18 protein-coding genes are annotated in these 18,477 nt (G+C 33.3%); 9 read left to right on the top strand and 9 right to left on the bottom strand.

Translation table 11 applies throughout. The annotated features are described in order from the left end of the window. Positions 1 to 65 precede the first annotated feature (65 nt). The 6 genes from COJ46_RS08515 to queC all read right to left on the bottom strand — a co-directional run bounded on the left by COJ46_RS08515 (position 66) and on the right by queC (position 4,234). Entirely contained in the window at positions 66 to 1,070 is a 1,005-nt protein-coding gene (locus tag COJ46_RS08515) for a sensor histidine kinase (protein WP_097974766.1), read from the bottom strand. Continuing rightward, positions 1,070 to 1,756, bottom strand: coding sequence for a response regulator transcription factor (locus COJ46_RS08510; protein WP_097974768.1), 687 nt, complete (start codon positions 1,754 to 1,756; stop codon positions 1,070 to 1,072). The genes COJ46_RS08515 and COJ46_RS08510 overlap by 1 nt, the downstream gene beginning before the upstream one ends. Positions 1,757 to 1,887: 131 nt before the next feature. Next, on the bottom strand, positions 1,888 to 2,385 hold the full coding sequence (gene queF, locus COJ46_RS08505) for a preQ(1) synthase (RefSeq protein ID WP_088012612.1): 498 nt from the start codon (positions 2,383 to 2,385) through the stop codon (positions 1,888 to 1,890). A gap of 5 nt (positions 2,386 to 2,390) precedes the next feature. Then, positions 2,391 to 3,107 carry a 7-carboxy-7-deazaguanine synthase QueE gene (gene queE / locus COJ46_RS08500; RefSeq protein ID WP_097974770.1) on the bottom strand — a complete coding sequence of 239 codons (717 nt, stop codon included), beginning with the start codon at positions 3,105 to 3,107 and terminating at the stop codon, positions 2,391 to 2,393. Then, positions 3,100 to 3,576 (bottom strand): 6-carboxytetrahydropterin synthase QueD, encoded by a 477-nt coding sequence (gene queD / locus COJ46_RS08495; RefSeq protein ID WP_097974772.1) that lies wholly within the window; start codon positions 3,574 to 3,576, stop codon positions 3,100 to 3,102. The genes queE and queD overlap by 8 nt, the downstream gene beginning before the upstream one ends. Further along, positions 3,569 to 4,234, bottom strand: coding sequence for a 7-cyano-7-deazaguanine synthase QueC (gene queC / locus COJ46_RS08490; RefSeq protein WP_097974774.1), 666 nt, complete (start codon positions 4,232 to 4,234; stop codon positions 3,569 to 3,571). Before queC ends, queD begins: the two co-directional genes overlap by 8 nt. A 363-nt stretch (positions 4,235 to 4,597) precedes the next feature. Here queC and pgaC point away from each other — a divergent pair, with 363 nt between their 5' ends. From pgaC to COJ46_RS08470, 4 genes are all read left to right on the top strand, one after another. After that, complete coding sequence (gene pgaC, locus COJ46_RS08485) at positions 4,598 to 5,833, top strand: poly-beta-1,6-N-acetyl-D-glucosamine synthase (RefSeq protein ID WP_097974775.1); 1,236 nt, start codon at positions 4,598 to 4,600, stop codon at positions 5,831 to 5,833. Beyond that, positions 5,794 to 6,258, top strand: a complete 465-nt coding sequence (pgaD, locus tag COJ46_RS08480) for a poly-beta-1,6-N-acetyl-D-glucosamine biosynthesis protein PgaD (RefSeq protein WP_097974777.1) — start codon at positions 5,794 to 5,796, stop codon at positions 6,256 to 6,258. The genes pgaC and pgaD overlap by 40 nt, the downstream gene beginning before the upstream one ends. Before the next feature lie 483 nt (positions 6,259 to 6,741). Next, complete coding sequence (locus tag COJ46_RS08475; protein ID WP_097974779.1) at positions 6,742 to 7,941, top strand: ParM/StbA family protein; 1,200 nt, start codon at positions 6,742 to 6,744, stop codon at positions 7,939 to 7,941. 9 nt (positions 7,942 to 7,950) lie between these two features. Then, positions 7,951 to 8,553, top strand: a complete 603-nt coding sequence (locus tag COJ46_RS08470; RefSeq protein ID WP_097974780.1) for a hypothetical protein — start codon at positions 7,951 to 7,953, stop codon at positions 8,551 to 8,553. A gap of 49 nt (positions 8,554 to 8,602) precedes the next feature. Here COJ46_RS08470 and COJ46_RS08465 read toward each other — a convergent pair whose 3' ends face one another. From COJ46_RS08465 to COJ46_RS08455, 3 genes are all read right to left on the bottom strand, one after another. Then, positions 8,603 to 9,016, bottom strand: coding sequence for a CBS domain-containing protein (locus COJ46_RS08465; RefSeq protein WP_286133484.1), 414 nt, complete (start codon positions 9,014 to 9,016; stop codon positions 8,603 to 8,605). A 185-nt stretch (positions 9,017 to 9,201) separates the two neighbouring features. Beyond that, positions 9,202 to 10,113, bottom strand: coding sequence for an EamA family transporter (locus COJ46_RS08460; RefSeq protein WP_097974782.1), 912 nt, complete (start codon positions 10,111 to 10,113; stop codon positions 9,202 to 9,204). A 160-nt stretch (positions 10,114 to 10,273) separates the two neighbouring features. Next, positions 10,274 to 11,092, bottom strand: a complete 819-nt coding sequence (locus tag COJ46_RS08455) for a purine-nucleoside phosphorylase (RefSeq protein ID WP_025568336.1) — start codon at positions 11,090 to 11,092, stop codon at positions 10,274 to 10,276. Between the two features lie 242 nt (positions 11,093 to 11,334). On the opposite strand from COJ46_RS08455, the gene COJ46_RS08450 reads away from it, so the two are divergent. The 5 genes from COJ46_RS08450 (at position 11,335) to COJ46_RS08430 (ending at position 18,469) form a co-directional block, all read left to right on the top strand. After that, positions 11,335 to 12,549 (top strand): ROK family protein, encoded by a 1,215-nt coding sequence (locus tag COJ46_RS08450; RefSeq protein WP_097974784.1) that lies wholly within the window; start codon positions 11,335 to 11,337, stop codon positions 12,547 to 12,549. Between the two features lie 452 nt (positions 12,550 to 13,001). Then, positions 13,002 to 14,420 carry a PTS system trehalose-specific EIIBC component gene (gene treP, locus COJ46_RS08445; protein WP_097974785.1) on the top strand — a complete coding sequence of 473 codons (1,419 nt, stop codon included), beginning with the start codon at positions 13,002 to 13,004 and terminating at the stop codon, positions 14,418 to 14,420. A 69-nt stretch (positions 14,421 to 14,489) separates the two neighbouring features. After that, positions 14,490 to 16,166, top strand: a complete 1,677-nt coding sequence (gene treC / locus COJ46_RS08440) for an alpha,alpha-phosphotrehalase (protein ID WP_097974787.1) — start codon at positions 14,490 to 14,492, stop codon at positions 16,164 to 16,166. Positions 16,167 to 16,183: 17 nt separating this feature from the next. Next, positions 16,184 to 16,915 carry a trehalose operon repressor gene (treR, locus tag COJ46_RS08435; protein WP_217993257.1) on the top strand — a complete coding sequence of 244 codons (732 nt, stop codon included), beginning with the start codon at positions 16,184 to 16,186 and terminating at the stop codon, positions 16,913 to 16,915. Between the two features lie 357 nt (positions 16,916 to 17,272). Further along, on the top strand, positions 17,273 to 18,469 hold the full coding sequence (locus tag COJ46_RS08430; protein ID WP_097975178.1) for a class I SAM-dependent rRNA methyltransferase: 1,197 nt from the start codon (positions 17,273 to 17,275) through the stop codon (positions 18,467 to 18,469). Positions 18,470 to 18,477 lie beyond the last annotated feature (8 nt).

Here is an 18,477-nt window from a genome sequence, read left to right as displayed (position 1 = left end):
AAATGGTTACCAAGACCGTTTCCTTTGATTAATCGAACAATAAACAAAAGCATGTGACAATTTTGTCACATGCCTGTTATTTTTACAAATTCATTTCGTTTTGGGAAGGTTAGTGTGAAAATTGACCCTTTATCTAACTCAGACTTTACTTGGAACGTAATATGTAGGGACTGGGCAGCTTTCTTTGCTAAATATAATCCCATCCCTGTAGAGGCATTGTCTTGATGCTGAACCGTTGAAGTAAATCCTTTTTCGAAAATTCGCGGCAAATCTTTTGTATGAATACCACGACCGAAATCTTCAATTTCAAGAATCACTTGCTCATTTTTTTGCCTACTTATAATCCGAATGTCTGAAGATGGACTATATTTCACTGCATTTGTTAATAGTTGTCGTAGTATATATGATAGCCATTTAGCATCACTGAATACTTCTAGCTCCTCTAGTTCAATCTCAAATCCAATCCCTTTATGTATACACCATGATTGCAAAGTTTTAATCTCTGGATAAATGACATCTTCCAGTTGAATTTTTTCGATGTAAAGATCATTTTCAATAAAAGGTATTCTTTTTTGGTGAAGCTGTTGATCTAATAATAGGTGAATACGTAGCCATTCATATGTTAAATTTGATTTCAACTTTTCATCCTTCATACGTTCAATCATTAAGTGCATTGCTGTTAAAGGAGTTTTTACTTCATGGATCCATGATAGGAGCTCATCTTTTTCTTGCTCTAAATAAGTTTGATTTTGAATCGCTATTTTTTTTAATAAGCTCGTTTGATTGGTTAAGCTGTTTTCAACAATTTCTTCAAATGGACTATTTGATTCTTCAACACCAGTCAAGTCAAGGTTATCTTCACGTTCAATAAGACTTTTATAAAATTTTACTTCTTTAGGATATCGAATGACTAAAAAAATGATAAACAATAACAGTGATAGAAAGACAATGTAAAGTAGTGATTTTAAAGGAATTGACGAATCAATAAATGAAACAAATACAACGAGTACTTGTGTTAGTAGAAAAAAGAGAATCCAACTAAATCGCTCAATTAGAAATGTTTTTATCATTAAATCGCCTCTTCTAAAGCAATATATCCTTGACCAACCTTTGTTTCAATAAATTGACCTAATCCTATTTCATCTAGTTTTTTACGCAATCGATTTACGTTTACTGTTAAGGTGTTATCACTAATAAATCGTTTATCATCCCATAGGGCATTTATTAATTCCTCACGACTTACGATTTTATTTTTTTGTTCAATTAGCAGTTTTAAAATATAAATCTCATTCTTTGTAAGTTCAATTGCACCAGTTTCATTCGATACAGTATTTTTTTCATAGTCGACGGTTGCACCACACCAAGTTTTAAGAGCAATTTTTTCGGTATTGTAATTATATACGCGTCTAAGGGTAGCCTGGATTTTCGCAATTAGTACATCAAAATGGAATGGCTTTTGTATAAAATCATCTGCTCCAAGCTGCATCGACATGACCATATCTGAGGGATGATCTCTTGAAGATAGAAAGATAATTGGTACATTTGAATGGGAACGAATCATACGACACCAATGGAAACCATCGTATTTTGGTAGTTGTATATCAATGATGACTAAATCTGGTTTTATTTCTGTAAACTCTTGAATTACCTTACTAAAATCTGTTATCCCAAATACCTCGTAAGACCATCCAGATAAGCGATCTTTAATCTCAGTGAATAAAGAAGAATCATCTTCAATGAGTAATAGTTTAAACAAATGGTTGCACCACACTTTTTATTTACTTTCCATTAATTGTAAATTAAAAACAAATTAAGTGCTATAAATGAATATAGTATTTACTTGAATAAAAAAAGTACACTGTATTTTATACAGTGCACTTTTAGTTCTTATCGATTATCAATCTTCTCAGGATATAAATCATGGTTCATCATACGATGTTCAGCCATTTTTTCGTATTTTGTACCTGGTCGACCATAGTTACAATATGGGTCAATTGAAATTCCGCCACGTGGAGTGAATTTCCCCCAAACCTCAATATAACGAGGGTCCATTAATTTGATTAGATCATCCATAATAATATTCATGCAATCCTCATGGAAGTCACCATGATTACGGAAGCTAAAGAAGTATAATTTTAATGATTTACTTTCAACCATTTTTTTCTCAGGAATATAGCTTATATAAATTGTCGCAAAATCAGGTTGACCTGTTTTTGGACAAAGTGAAGTAAATTCAGGGAAATTAAATTTTACGAAATAATCACGATCTGGGTGAGTATTATCAAATGTTTCTAATATTCCTGGATCGTATTCAAATAAATATTTTGTGTTGTTGCTACCAAGTAATGATACATCTTCTAGTGAACCCTTTGATCTTCCTACCATTTTGGTTAAACTCCTCTCTTATTTCCCCAAACAAATGCATGTAATTGAGGTAAAACTTTTACATTTTTAAAGACTTTTGATTTCATTGCTTCATCTATAAGCCATTCGTAACGATTTAACATGTATTGTAATAAAGTGCGATCATCCGCATTTAGCCAACTATTTCCGACTTGTAAAAAGAAAGGAACATGTGGGAATTTTTGATGAACAGTTTCCGCATAAGCTAAATCTTTTTCATCAAAAATAACAACTTTTAAGCAAAACTTTGGATGATTTTCTAAATTTTGAATAATGCTTCCTAGCATATCAAAATCAGTATTCATGCCACTGCTAGGCGGTTTAGGCGATAAAGTAACTTCATCAATAGAAGGTAACCATGGTTGCCACTTACTACCTTGAGTTTCAAGAGCTAAAGTCATATTCTTTTCCTTTAAAAACTCAACTACAGGGCCTAAAGATGGAAGTAAGGCAGGGTTTCCACCAGAAATCGTAATATGAGAGAATGTATCGCCGCCTAAGTTGGTTAAATTCTTCCAAACTTCTTCCGCGGTCATCCACTTTATATTTTCTTTTTCACTACCATCCCAAGTGAACGAAGAATCGCACCAACTACAAGAGTAATCACAACCCGCAGTACGAATAAACATCGTTTTTTGACCGATTGCCATTCCTTCACCTTGTACAGTAGGTCCGAATATTTCAAGTACTGGAATTTTACTCATTGATCATCCACTCCCTACGAGCTTCTGCGTAGCAAGTAGGCGTTTCAAATAAACGAACAAACTCTACTCGAATATCTTGCGCAGGATTTGTGTGATCCTTAAGTGCATTTTCCATTTGCTCATAAATCCAAACAACCATATTTTCGGCTGTTGTATTCATCGGGGGTAGCATCTCATTTAAATAACGGTGATCTAAATAGATTTCAATTTTTTCCTTCCAAATCTGTTTAATATCACCAAAATCGATTACTAAGCCAATTTCATCAACAAAACCACTAATTCCAAAAATAACTTTATATGTGTGTCCATGTAAATTCTTACATTTACCTTCGTAGCAATGTAAGTGATGTGCAGCATCAAAGGTAAATTCTTTATTAACAAGAACACGTTTATGGTGATATTTTAAGTCTTCTTTTTTAATATGCTCATCAATTTTATGAAGTCTGTCTACGATGCGAAAATCAAACATGCTTTGTGGCTCCCTTCGATTGTAGGTATCGATCTAATCCAGCCTGACGAAGCTCACAAGCCGGACATTCTCCACAACCATCAGAAATAATGCCGTTATAGCAAGTTAATGTTTTATCTTTTACGTATTCAAATGCGCCTAATTCATCAGCTAATTTCCATGTGTCAGCCTTATCGATCCACATAAGTGGAGTATGAATAACAAAAGGATAATCCATTGATAGATTAAGAGTTACATTTAATGATTTAACAAAGATATCTCGGCAGTCAGGGTATCCGCTAAAGTCAGTCTCACAAACACCAGTAATAATGTGCTTTGCTCCTTTTTGTTTAGCAAGTACTGCTGCAAAAGATAGGAATAATAAATTACGTCCATCAACGAATGTAGAAGGAAGTTCGCCTTCTTCGTGAGTTATATCAATATCTGATCTTGTTAAAGCATTTGGTGCAAGCTGATTTAACAAGGACATATCAAGGATATGGTGAGGAATATTTAATTCCTTACAAATATCTGCAGCTACATCTAATTCTAGTTTATGGCGCTGATTGTAATTAAACGTAACAGCCTCAACTTCACCAAATTGTTGCATTGCCCAGAATAAACAAGTAGTACTGTCTTGGCCACCGCTAAATACAACGATTGCTTTTTCATTTTTCATATTTCTTCTCTCCTTTACATGATTAAAAAGAAGAGGGCATCCCGAATAACAAAAATAAAAACAATACGACAAATATTGTTTTTCGCCTTATTTTTTTGTAGAGGGGAGTTTGCGACCTCTACCACAAGCAATTAAGCTTATGGATTTTTTTCTATTAAATTTTCTATCTAATAAATTGTACTAGAGAAGTACAATCACCATTCCCATTATAATCGTTTCATGTTAAAAGAACAAAAACTTTTGTAAGAAAGTAAAAAATTACATATATGGGTTAGAAAAACACTGTTAATTTATTTGTATTTGCTGATACTAGTTTTTACATGGGAGTTACATTTTTGAATTTAATAAATTAGGTGATTAAAATTGAACAAATTCATAAGCATTTTGTCGGAGTTTGTATTTTGGTATCCATTGGTTATGTCTTTATTTTGGGTTGCCGGGTCCAGTCTATTTTTCCGATACCGAGAAAAAGGAAAAGATGTGAATTTTGAAGGGATTGAGTGGCCATTAATTAGCATCTTAATACCTTGTTATAACGAAGAAGAAACAATTGAAGAGACAATTAAATATTTAGTGGAACTAGATTATCCATTAAAAGAAATCATTGCTGTAAACGATGGCAGCAAGGATTCAACCTTTAAAATTTTAGAAAAAATGGCAAAGAAATATCACGAAGTTAAAGCTATTGATTGTAGAGAAAATAGAGGGAAAGCAAATGCCTTACATATTGCTTGCCATGCATCTAAAGGGGAGTTTTTAGTTTGTATTGATTCGGATGCCATTTTAGCGCCTAAAGCTGCACAGTATCTCATTTATCATTTTCTACATAGTGGGGAAAGATTAGGTGCTGTAACGGGAAATCCAAGAATTCGAAATCGTGATACGCTACTGAGTAGATTACAAATAGTAGAATATTCTTCTATTATTGGGGCCATAAAAAGAACCCAAAGAATGCTAGGTAAAATAATGACTGTATCAGGCGTAGTCGTTGCATTTCGCAAAAAGGCACTTGTAGATGTAGGATTATGGGACCGAGATATGATTACAGAAGATATCGCAGTATCCTGGAAGCTACAAGAAAGATTTTGGGATATTCGCTATGAACCTCGTGCTCTTTGTTGGATGTTAGTTCCAGAAACATTAAAAGGAATTTGGAATCAGAGAATTCGTTGGGCACAGGGTGGACAAGAGGTAATTATGCGGTATTGGCGTTTATTATTGGACTATCGGCATAGAAGGATCTGGCCAATTTATCTTGAACAATGGGTTAGTTTAATATGGTCATTTTCTTGGGTATTCGTGACAATTTACTATTTATTAACTGCTAACAGTGTACAACAGTTAATAATATGGATGACTTTTTCTTCTTTCTCACTTGTTTTCATGAGTCTTATACAGCTTTGGATGTCGATAAGAGTGGATTCCACATACGATAACATAAAAAAATATTACTTGTGGGCTGCATGGTATCCAGTTATTTATTGGGTTTTAAATGCAATGATTGTAATGTTTGCATTACCTAAAGCAATTAAATCAAGAATAAAAGGTGGTTATGCAACATGGACAAGTCCAGACAGGGGAAACAGGAAAGTGGAGTAATCGTTCATTCAAAGAAAAATTGGCTAAGTGAAGTGATGATAACCATTACAACATTAGTAGTTTGGATCTATTGCATGATTGTAATTGCTTTTTTCATTACTTCGCTAATAAATTACAATAATCGATATATAAATATAGTAAAGTCCTATTTCAAAATGACAAATCATGACATACGTTTTTTTATTTTATTTGTAATCCTTTTGTGGATTGTTTTTTATTTTGGTCTTTTAGGTTGGAAATTTTATAATCTAAAAAGATTTGGATCATTACGGAGAAGGTCATATCCAAAATTTACAACAAAGGAGGACCTATTAAATTTAAAGCTTATGTCTGAAGAGGATTATAATAAATTACAGGATTCAAAAATAATAATTTTTGAAAATAATCCTATTCAAGAGTTAGTTAATCATAATAAAAATAAGTAATCCACATGTGGATATGTTTATTTAAGGGACTTATCCACACACATATTGACAGGTAGAAGCCATCTACCTGTTTTTTAATTTTTAGAGGAAAACCGATCTATAGGAGTTGTACACATATTTGTACACAAGAATACATTATGTAAACGGTTGTACACGATAGAGTATACTTGTACACAAAAACGTATACTTTTTATTTGCAGGTAGGAGACAGTTGTTTTGAAATTAATTCTAGAATGAAAAAGGAATGTATACACTTTTGTATACAAGTAAACGTTTTTGTAAACATTTGTATGCATTTTTGTACACATGTACACAGAAATGTATACAAGTTTATGTGTTTACAATTTTGTATACAAGATGACAATTCAGTTACATTTTTATAATAGTTCAGCATGGGACATTGACCGGATGGCTAAAGTTAGATAATCTAATATCAGAATTATCTATTAATATGTAAACCTATTAGCGAAAGGGATGATTTAAGTGGTAAATGCTCGTATAGCTGCTATTGATGTAGGAAATGATTCACTCAAAGGAATTTTTGGGAAGATGGAATCTGAGATTAATATTCCTAATATTATTGCAAGGGATACAGAAGATCGTCCAATCATTGGGATAGAAGAATTAGACAACCAAGATCCAGTTGATGGAATACATATTCGCGTTCACTCCCCTACTTTAAAAGAGAATAATACTGTTTATCGTGTAGGAAATTTAGCAACTAAAAGTGGTAATGCAACAGAACTAGATCCTGGGAGTAATAAGTCTGAAGAGGATCAAACACTTATTATGTTATTTGCAGCTTTAGCGTTAGATGCAGCTAGAGAAGATAATAAGCAGATTGTAAAGAACTCTAATAATGTAATTGAGGCAACATACGTATTAGGAACTGGTCTTCCGCTTAGAGAAGTAAAGGAAGGAAAGGACGTTGGTTATCGTTCCCGATTACTAGGTTCAGTTCACCAAGTAGAGTTTTTAGTAACACCAAGACATCAAGGATTAAAAGTTAATATTAAGTTTGAAGAAGTTAAAGTCTATCCTGAAGGATTTGCAGCTTTTATTAACTTAGTTATGGACAATCATTTAAACATAATTAATAAAGACCTTATAGATAAAAAAATCCTTATTCAAGACATCGGAGGGTTATCAACTGATATTGCGGTCATTAGGAATCGAAAGGTAGATGACGATAAAGCTCAAGGTTTTAACCTTGGTGTGGCAGAGTCCCTAGAAGCAATTCGTGAAGAGATTCGTTCAAGACATGGAGTGGAACTTGATAGTCGAAGAGACGTTGTAGAGATCATTACTAAGAAAAGTGATCGAAATCATATTATGGTTAAGGGTAGTCGGACAAGTGTTCATGATATTGTAGACCGAATTCTGTTAGAATTAGCAAAAAAACAATATCGTCATTTAAGAAATATTTGGCAGAAGAACTCACAAACTGAAATATGCTATTTCATTGGTGGGGGATCGCTAATCTTAAAAGAGTATCTTAAAACTCTTAATAATAACCTAGATGGCTATAATATTGATTTCTTTGAGGATGAGAAGGAAAGTATCTGGATGATGGCGAATGCTTATTATAAGCTAATCGCTGATTATGAAATAAAAAGAGTAAGAGAATCTAGAAGAGAACAACAAGCTGAAAAAGAAGAACAAAAAATGTCTAAAGCAAAATAAGGTGATTCCATGAAGGAAAAAGAATTGACGAGGGGACAACCTATTACATTTCGTATCCCTTCTGATACGCCTGATCAGATAATTAAACATTTGCAGCAGCTTAAACAAAGCGAAAGACGGAACTTTTCAAGTAAGATTGCTGAGTACGTAATAAGCGGAGTTAATGACTCATTATCAAAGCAAAGGCAAACAATAACAATTCCACTACCAAAAAGCCTAGATAAAGCTCAAAGAGATTGGTTAAAACATGAACATTCTGAGGCACTATTAGGTAGTATTGTGTACCAACTATTATCTAACCCGATTCGAACTGCTTCTCTTATTACATCGCTAAATAGTAATAGTCTAGCAATTGAAGAAGCTCTATATCTTCAAGAAGAAATGAATGAATTAGAGCCAGAATTGGAACCCGTTCAATCAAAAATTCGCACAAGCGAACAGAATGTAACGAATTTAGATAATATTGTAAGAAAAGCCGATCATGATGATGATTTAGATAACTTTAATTGGGAAGCTGCAAGCAAAAGCGAAATCTCGGCAGCCAAAGAAGAAATTGAAGAGGAAGATATGGATAGTCTACTCGGAGATTTTCTTGCACAAATGAATAAATAAAAAATAAAAATGGGACCGAATACCATATAAAGCGGTCCCATTTTTCTAGTTATTGAATATCGTTTTGAGAGATTTGAGACAATGCTTCCCCAGCACTTTCATCTGACTGCTCTTGTACTGCTAAGTCACCAAGTGAAAGTATTCCAACGAGGTTACCATTTTCTACGACTGGCAATCTTCTTATTTGATGCTGTGCCATTAAATTTGATGCTTCTTGAAGACTTGCGTTACAATCAATCGTCACAATATTATTAGACATTACTTGGGAAGCATTTGCATTTCCCCCTTGACTAATACCACGTAAAGCTAAATCTCGATCTGTAATCATTCCAACTACTTGTCCATTGTTAACAACTGGAATTGCTCCAACATTTAAGGTTTCCATTTTACTTGCCACTGATTGTAAAGAATCCTGATTTGAACAACATTCAACATTACTTGACATGACGTCTTTTACTCTCATAAAAACACCTCCAAAAAAATAACAAAGATATAACTTTGAATATCTTTGTTTTTAAATAAAGTCCAAATAAATTGATCTTCAGACTGATGCTAGTTCTTTGCTGGCATCTAAAATATTATTTGGAATATCTATTTAATTATTCGGAGCATTATCAAATTTATGTTGCATAATGTATCTTTACGAGTTTATTTTGCTGATTGAAGTGACTTTCTTTTAAGGAACTCAGGTAAAACGATCCCGATTAATATTAAAATGATACCAAAATATTGTGGAGCTCCAACCGTTTCCTTTAATACAATCGCTGACATTAACGTAGCTGTCGGCAACTCTGCTGCCCCTAAAATAGAGGCAAGACCAGAACCTGTTAAAGGAACGCCTTTTGAAAACATTAAAGTAGAAAAAAATGGACCTAGAAAGCCAAGGATCAGCCCGTACTTTAATGAAAGTTCTGCAAACAAGTGCCAATTTGTGAAAAATGTTGGTGGGAGGAAGATAGCACAAATTAGAAAACCACCTGTAATCATTAATGCCGTTTTTGTTATTGGATTTGCTTTTAAAGCGATTCTACCGCTAAGTAATATAAAAGTACTGTACGAAACCGCGGAAAACGCCCCAAATAAAACTCCTAACCAATTCAATGAACCAATACCATCTGTTAGAACATTTGTCGCAAAAATCGTGCCGATAATGAGCGGAATCAATGAGAGTAATTTACTTTTTTCAGGAAGTTTTCGATTGACTACTGATTCTAATAAAACGCCAATCCAAGTGAATTGGAATAGCAGCACAATTGCTAATGATGCAGTAATATATTGCAAAGCCAAATAATAAAACATCCCTGTTAAGCCAGTAGTAGACCCTAATACAACAAGCAATAAAACATCCTTCTTAGTAGGCTTTAAATATTGTTGATTATTTGACTTAGCGGATCTACTTTTATTAAAAAGTACGATCGACCATAACAATATAGCCCCGACAAACATTTGCATACCGACTACATCATTTACAATAAAACCATCACCATAAGCCAATTTTACAAAGGTAGACAAAACGCCATAACAAACAGATCCGATAATGATATATAGTATACCTTTCAAAATAACACCCCGTTTAATAAAAAGAAGTAAAGAGGGAAAACCAAAACCTCTTTACTTATCTCTAATTTCATATTTTGTTACTGTCTAGTTGAGCGAGATATTTCTCCGGTAATACTTCTTCCAGAGCTACTCAAACGCCTTGCGCATTTCGTATTTCGAATTACATTTCTTCTAAAATGCCCTTAACTAAGTTAACGAATTTCGTTCTAACCATGCTTGCTACTTCAATTACTTCTTCGTGGTTTAATGGTTGGTCTAGGATGCCACAAGCCATATTTGTTAGGCAAGAGATACCTAAAACTTTCATACTTCCGTGAACAGCAACGATTGCTTCAGGAACCGTTGACATCCCAACAGAGTCAGCACCAAGCGTACGGATCATACGGATTTCAGCAGGTGTTTCGTATGAAGGGCCACTCCACCAAGCATAAACACCTTGTTGTAATTTAAGATCTTGTTTTGCAGCAACATTTAATGCAAGGCTACGTAATTCTTTGTTATATACTTCAGAAACGTCAGGGAAGCGAGTTCCTAGTTCTGGGTTATTTGGTCCAATTAAAGGATTTGTTCCAACTAAATTAATATGATCAGTAATTAACATTAAATCGCCTGGATTAAAGCTAGTGTTAACAGCGCCACAAGCATTTGTTACGATTAATTTTTCTACTCCAAGAGCTTTCATTACACGCACAGGGAACGTTACTTCATCTAAAGTGAAGCCTTCATAATAATGGAAACGGCCTTTCATTGCTACAACAGCTTGGCCTTTTAATTCACCGATTACTAATTCATTTGCGTGTCCAACTGCTTCAGACTTTGCAAAATGAGGAATTTCACTGTAAGGGATTACAACAGAGTTTTCGATTTCATCTGCAAGAGTACCTAAGCCAGAACCTAATATTAATCCAACCGTTGGACGGTAGTTTGTTTTACTTAATATAAAATCTCTTGTTTCTAAAATATGTTCAGTTTTATGCATTTATTTTTCCTCCTAAAATGTGCGATAGGGATTGTAATAAGAATTCTAATAAATAATAATGCTTTCACCATAAGTCTAATGGATAACTCACTACTTGTAAACAGACTAAAAATCATTTTGGTAAAAAGTTTATTCATTTTTACTTAAAATGCTGTAAAATAGTGTATAAATAGCTATACTTAATTCATAAAATATAAAAAGTTAAATAGATATAAAATAAGATAAGAGTTTTGGAGGAGTCAATGATCAGGCAATTTATAGGCTATCAGTCGCCTAAAATCAAAAGTTTAAAGCTTTTATATAGCTTAATACGAAAATTAGGGCCAATTAAAGTTAATACATTAACTGAAATGACGGGGTATAAGCATACTACTTGTGTTCGGTTATTAGATGAATTAGTGCAGGAAGGACTTATATACGACAGTGGTTTAGGGGTTTCTAGTGGTGGAAGGAGACCAGCAATGTATGTGATTAACCCAACTGCTTTTTACTTAGTCGGTGTCGAAATCACAAATTTATTTACAACAGTACTATTGCTTGACTTAAATCTAACAATAGTCGAATCAAAAAAATTAAAAATGAGCAACATGAGTACTGGAGAATACACTTTAAATTTTGTAACCAAAAGTGTAAGTGAATTATTAAATCAAAATAAGATTAATAGAGAACAATTATTAGGTATTGGTATTGGAGTGTTAGACCAAATTGATCAAGAAAAGGGCGTAATGATTAAATCTGGATCATTTTTAGCAGATGGATGGGACGATTTAAATATTGTTAGGCACTTAGAAGAAGCTAATCATTGCCCTGTATTATTAAATAATGGTACAAATTTAGCTGCCCTAGCAGAGTACAGACTAAATTTCAGTAAAGAAAACGAAAATATTGTTTTTGTTTCGAGTGATATGGGAATCCGTTGTGGAATTATTCAACAAGGTAAATTAATAAGTAATAAGAACGAAATGGACGATGCTTTTGGACATATGATCGTTGATATTCATGGAAAACTTTGTTCATGTGGTTCATATGGTTGTCTTCAAGCGTACAGTAGTTTACCTGCGATTCGAGAAGAGGTAATCAAACGAGTTAAGCGCGGTGAGATTACTTCTTTGATGGTTGAAGTAAACGATGTCGAAAATATTAGCTATCATCAAATTCTTGAAGCTTTAGAGATGGAAGATCCACTTTGTTTAGAGGTCATAAAAGAGGCGGCTAATTACTTTGGAATTGGACTGACTAATCTTATTTACATCGTACGCCCTGATATTGTAATTTGTGGAGGTACATTAGTTCCAAAGCCATTATTCTTTGATGTGGCATGCGAAACAGCAAAAGGAAGATTGAAAAATTATCCAAACAGTCCTGTTCAAATCATTAAATCATCAACAGCGTATAACATCGTTGCACAAGGAGCTGGATGTATCGTATTTGATCACTTTACAGAGGAAACTATTTAATAAAAACTAAAAACCGTTTAATGCTCTACCTGGGAACAGATAAGCATTAAACGGTTTTTTATTCCTCAAAATGATTTATGGCACATTCAAAAATAAATAGTATAAACCCTTCCTGATTGTACCTTTCCAGTATGACTTTAATCCTTAAATAAAGTATAGTCTGCTAGTACTTGGTTATAGTAATTTTCACTTAGATGAAGGACAGTTGTTTTAAATTGAGGCCAAGAACTTGAGTTTGAGACGTTATACTGCTTATTCGGAAAAAATGCGCTACTAGTCTAATAAGTTTATTAGTAATTTGATTAGCAATTTCCATGGAAATTAATAAGAAGTGAGAACGTTTACAAAAAACGCTTGCAATCCTGTACGTACAAGAATATACTAATCTTGTACGTACAGGATGAATTTAAACATTATTAAATAAAGAATAGATTGCTCGAGGAGGGGATATCATGAGCCGATTTAGTGATGAAGCAAAACAATTACTTCAGTACATTGGTGGTAAAGAAAACATCGCTACAGTAACTCATTGTGCAACACGAATGCGTTTTGTGCTGAAAGACGTTAAAAAAGCTGATGAAAAAATGATTCAAGAAATTAAAATAGTTAAAGGTACTTTTACGCAAGCCGGGCAATTTCAAGTAATTATCGGTAATGAAGTATCTATTTTTTATAATGAATTTGTAAAATTAGCTGGGGTAGAGGAAACTTCAAAAGATGAAGCTAAAATAGCTGCAAGGCAAAATATGACATGGATTCAAAGAATACTTGCTCACTTAGCGGAAATCTTCTCACCATTAATTCCAGCTATTGTTGTAGGGGGTCTAATCTTAGGATTCCGTAACATAATTGGGGATATTAAACTACTAGATCATGGTACTAAAACACTTGTCGAAACCTCTCAATTTTGGGCAGGTACACATTCTTTTTTATGGTTGATCGGTGAAGCCATTTTTCATTTCTTACCAGTTGGTATTACATGGTCAATTACAAAGAAAATGGGTACGACTCAAATTCTAGGGATTGTTTTAGGTATTACACTTGTTTCACCACAACTACTAAATGCATACGCAGTAGCAGGTGGGGCTGTACCACCAGTTTGGGACTTTGGTTTTGCTAAAATCGATATGATTGGTTATCAAGCGCAAGTTATTCCAGCGATTTTAGCCGGTTTCACTTTAGCGATTTTAGAGACAAATCTTCGAAAAATCGTGCCAAGTGCAATTTCAATGATTGTGGTACCGTTCTTTGCACTAGTACCAACAGTGTTAATTGCACATGTAGTATTAGGTCCGATTGGTTGGAAAATCGGTTCAGTTATCTCACATTTAGTCTATTCAGGATTAACGTCTTCATTTGGATGGCTATTTGCCTTAGTTTTTGGATTCTTCTATGCACCACTAGTTATAACTGGATTGCATCATATGACAAACGCAATCGATCTTCAACTAATGAGTCAGCTTCACGGAACGAATCTGTGGCCGATGATCGCTTTATCAAATATCGCACAAGGCTCAGCTGTTTTAGCAATTATTTATTTGAATAGAAAGAATGAAGAAGAAAAGCAAGTATCAATTCCTGCTGCTATCTCTTGTTTCTTAGGGGTTACAGAGCCAGCAATGTTTGGTATTAACTTAAAGTATGCTTATCCATTCTTAGCTGCCATGATTGGCTCTGGTATAGCTGCTATTGTTTCAGTTGGTTCAGGTGTAATGGCGAATTCAATTGGTGTTGGAGGTCTTCCTGCAATTTTATCTATTCAGCCTAAGCATTTTGGTATGTTTTCAATCGCTATGCTAGTTGCAGTCGTTGTACCATTCATTTTAACGATTATCTTTAACAAGAAAAAACTGCTAGTGAAAAACTCATAATTATTTAAGGGGAAGGAAATTTATTTTCCTTCCTTTCGAATTTATTTATAAATCAAGGAGATTATCACAATGAAGGATTTTAAGAACAGTGTCGTATACCAAATTTATCCTAAGTCTTTTTATGATTCGAATGGAGATGGCTTTGGAGACTTAAGAGGAGTTACAAAAAAGCTTGATTATTTAAAAGAATTAGGTGTTGACTACATTTGGCTTACTCCATTTTATGTATCTCCTCAAAATGATAATGGTTATGATGTCGCGGACTACCGAAATATTGATCCAGCATACGGAACAATGGAAGATTTTGATGAACTGGTGAAGGCTGCAAAACGTTGTGATATAGAAATAATGCTGGATATGGTATTTAATCATACTTCATCAGAACATGAGTGGTTTAAGAAAGCCCTCGATGGAAATGAAAAATATAAAAATTATTATATTTTTAGAGAAGAAAAGGATGGAAAAGAGCCAACGAATTGGATCTCCAAATTTGGTGGTTCAACTTGGGCAAAAGTTGAGAATTCAAATGAATATTATCTGCATCTCTTTGATAAAACCCAACCAGATTTAAACTGGGAAAATGTTGAGGTGCAAAACGAAATATTCGATATCGTTAATTTCTGGATTGATAAAGGAGTAAAAGGATTTCGTTTGGATGTAATTAATCTGATATCTAAGCCAGAAGTTATGGTTGATGACGAAACAGGTGACGGCAGAAAATATTATACAGACGGACCTCGAATTCATGAGTATTTAAAGAAATTAAATAATGAGACCTTTGGTAAGAACGAAGAAATCATTACTGTCGGTGAAATGTCTTCAACTTCAATCGACCATTGTATTCGATACTCAAATCCGTCTGAGAATGAGTTATCGATGGTTTTTAGCTTTCATCATTTAAAAATTGACTATAAAGATGGGCAAAAATGGTCATTAATGGATTTTGATTTTATGTCACTTAAGTCAATTCTGGATTCGTGGCAAAAAGGTATGCAATCAGGAACTGGATGGAACGCCTTATTTTGGTGTAACCATGATCAACCGCGTATTGTTTCACGAATTGGAAACGATCAAAAATATCATAAAGAATCAGCCAAAATGCTTGCTACGTCAATGCATTTATTAAGGGGAACTCCATATATTTACCAAGGTGAAGAAATTGGAATGCCTAATCCTAAATTTGACTCAATTGAAGACTATCGAGATGTAGAAAGTTTAAATTATTATAAAATATTAAAAGAAAATGGGGTTCCAGAAAGAGAAATATTAGCCATTTTAAAGAGCAAATCAAGGGATAATTCTCGTACGCCTATGCAATGGAATGATTCAATACATGCAGGATTTACAACTGGGACACCTTGGATTTCAACAGGAAAAGATTACGAACAAATAAATGTTGAAAAGTCTCTAGTTGATGAAGATTCAGTGTTTCATCATTATAAAAAACTAATTAATTTAAGAAAAACATTCGACATTATTTCGACAGGTATGTATGATTCTTTATTACTAAATCATGAACAAATCTTTGCATACACTCGTAAGCTGGATAATCAAATGTTGTTAGTCGTTAATAATTTTTATGGTGAAGATACTCTTTTTAAATTACCAGAAGATATTGCTATTGAGGAATATGACAAGCAAATATTAATTTCAAATTATAATGATTCAAGTCAGAATTTAACCGAATTAACGTTGCGCCCATATGAGTCTATTTGTTACCTTCTTGAGAAAAATGTGAGAATATAATAAAATTTTTCTAGGTGATGAAAATGAACGCAAAGTATATTTCAATCTATCATAAGTTAATTGAACAGATTGAAAAAGGGGCTTTTACTGTTGGTAGTAAAATACCTTCTGAAAAGTCATTAATGGAGCAATTTGATGTTTCTAGAGATACAATTAGAAAATCATTACAAATGCTTGAGCAAAACGGTTATATAAATAAAGTCAAAGGTAAAGGTTCGTTTATTTTAGACACTGCAAAATTAAATTTCCCAGTAACAGGTTTAATTAGTTTTAAAGAATTATCAAACCAAATTGGTAGAGAAGCAGAAACGATTGTAGAAATTCTTGAAAAGAAGTGGCCTAGTAAATTTATAAAAGAACAACTAGAAATAGATGACCAAACAGCTATTTGGAAAGTGGTTAGGGCTCGAAAAATCAACGGGAAAAAAATAATTTTAGACAAAGAGTATTACAATAGTTCATATGTCGAAAAACTTTCAAGATCAATCTGCGAAGGGTCAATTTTTGACTATATAGAAAATACTCTACACTTAAATATTGGCTTTGCGAAAAAAGAAATTGTAGTACAAGCTTGCACAGAAGATGACCAAAAATATTTAGATTTAGATGGCTATGATATGGTAGTAGTTGTAAATACTTTCGTCTATTTAGATGATGGTTCTCTATTACAATACGGTCAATCGAGACATCGCCCTGATAAGTTCAAATTTGTTGATTTTGCAAGGAGAATTCAACAGGTTAATGAATGAAATAAAAACCTTATTCAATTGGATAAGGTTTTTTTATTATTTCTAAGCTAAAAATTGCTATTAATTCAAGTGTATACTATGCTTAATCAGGTTTATAAAGGAAATAAACGAATAACTCATTAGTACCATAAAAATTCGAGTGAACTAGGTTTACACCGATGCCTTTTATAATGTTTTTTAGATAAAATTCGCGATCTTCATCTGGAAATAATGTCTCCAAACAAGCTATAACAAATAGATTTAGTAGGTATTCCCAGGAAAATAAAGAGATTACTTAAAACAACAATTTATCTAAAAGGGTCACAATATAAAAAATATGGAAATAATGAGTAAAAAAGAGAATGAATGGATGGGCTTATGGATAAAGAAATGAATCTAAAAATTAAACAAAAGTTTGTAAAAGATTATAAAAACGGGTATCCACTAATTTCAAAAGAATCGATCGTGAATAGTAAAGATTTCATTAATGAAGGAACAATAATTAATCTAATAGATGAACGCAATGGTTTTATTGGAAAGGGTTACTATGGAAAGCAAAATAAAGGTTTAGGTTGGATTCTTAGCCTGAAGGAGCATGAAAAGATTGGACCTAAGTTCTTTGAAGATAAAATTAAACAAGCAATTGAAGACCGCCAACATTTTTACAATAGCTCTGATACGACAGCATTTAGAGTATTTAATGGAGAAGGCGATGGGATTGGTGGGTTAACAATTGATTTTTTTGATGGATTTTATTTGATTAGTTGGTATAGCGAAGGAATCTATCAATTCAAAGATTGGGTTATTCAAGCAATAAAGAATATTGTCGAATTCAAAGGGATTTATCAGAAAAAGCGCTTTGATACAAAAGGGCAGTATATTGAAGAAGATGATTTTGTGATGGGGGAAAGAGGTCAATTTCCTATTATCGTAAAGGAAAATGGAGTTAATTTCGCTATTTATTTAAATGATGGCGCAATGGTAGGGGTATTTTTGGATCAACGTGAAGTTAGAAAACTAATTAGAGATAAATATGCTTACGATAAAACAGTTTTAAATACTTTCTCTTATACAGGGGCATTCTCAGTCTTTGCAGCTGTTGGAGGGGCAAGTAAGACTACTAGTGTTGACTTAGCAAATCGGAGCCTAGATAAAACAAAAGAACAATTTAAAATTAATGGAATTGACCCTGCTACACAGAGCATAGTCGTTGAGGATGTATTTCATTACTTTAAATATGCAGTTAAAAAGAACCTTTCATTTGATATGGTTATTTTAGATCCACCTAGCTTTGCAAGATCTAAAAAACATACTTTTAGTGCCGAAAAGGACTATAAGAACCTGTTGAAAGAAGCGATTACGATTACAGAAAATGATGGTGTAATTGTTGCTTCAACGAACTGTAGTACTTTTGGAATGAATAAATTTAAAGGGTTTATTGACACAGCGTTTAAAGAATTAGGCGGGCAATATAAATTAATGGAAGAATTCAGCCTACCTAATGATTTTAAAACAACTAAACAGTTTAAAGAGGGTAACTATTTAAAGGTCGTATTCATTCGTAAAATTAAGTGAAAAAATGG

Origin of the sequence: Bacillus sp. AFS077874, assembly GCF_002566505.1 — a bacterium.
GTDB lineage: Bacteria > Bacillota > Bacilli > Bacillales > Bacillaceae_G > Gottfriedia.
Note: the sequence above shows the minus strand (reverse complement) of the source record. Positions and strands in the feature narration are given on the sequence as shown.

Bases quoted from the DNA above. Each gene is read 5' to 3' on its own strand.
- COJ46_RS08515 (WP_097974766.1), bottom strand. From the start codon at position 1,070: ATGATAAAAACATTTCTAATTGAGCGATTTAGTTGGATTCTCTTTTTT.
- queF (WP_088012612.1), bottom strand. From the start codon at position 2,385: ATGGTAGGAAGATCAAAGGGTTCACTAGAAGATGTATCATTACTTGGT.
- queE (WP_097974770.1), bottom strand. From the start codon at position 3,107: ATGAGTAAAATTCCAGTACTTGAAATATTCGGACCTACTGTACAAGGT.
- queD (WP_097974772.1), bottom strand. From the start codon at position 3,576: ATGTTTGATTTTCGCATCGTAGACAGACTTCATAAAATTGATGAGCAT.
- queC (WP_097974774.1), bottom strand. From the start codon at position 4,234: ATGAAAAATGAAAAAGCAATCGTTGTATTTAGCGGTGGCCAAGACAGT.
- pgaD (WP_097974777.1), top strand. From the start codon at position 5,794: ATGGACAAGTCCAGACAGGGGAAACAGGAAAGTGGAGTAATCGTTCAT.
- COJ46_RS08470 (WP_097974780.1), top strand. From the start codon at position 7,951: ATGAAGGAAAAAGAATTGACGAGGGGACAACCTATTACATTTCGTATC.
- COJ46_RS08465 (WP_286133484.1), bottom strand. From the start codon at position 9,016: ATGAGAGTAAAAGACGTCATGTCAAGTAATGTTGAATGTTGTTCAAAT.
- COJ46_RS08455 (WP_025568336.1), bottom strand. From the start codon at position 11,092: ATGCATAAAACTGAACATATTTTAGAAACAAGAGATTTTATATTAAGT.
- COJ46_RS08450 (WP_097974784.1), top strand. From the start codon at position 11,335: ATGATCAGGCAATTTATAGGCTATCAGTCGCCTAAAATCAAAAGTTTA.
- treP (WP_097974785.1), top strand. From the start codon at position 13,002: ATGAGCCGATTTAGTGATGAAGCAAAACAATTACTTCAGTACATTGGT.
- treC (WP_097974787.1), top strand. From the start codon at position 14,490: ATGAAGGATTTTAAGAACAGTGTCGTATACCAAATTTATCCTAAGTCT.
- treR (WP_217993257.1), top strand. From the start codon at position 16,184: ATGAAAATGAACGCAAAGTATATTTCAATCTATCATAAGTTAATTGAA.
- COJ46_RS08430 (WP_097975178.1), top strand. From the start codon at position 17,273: ATGGATAAAGAAATGAATCTAAAAATTAAACAAAAGTTTGTAAAAGAT.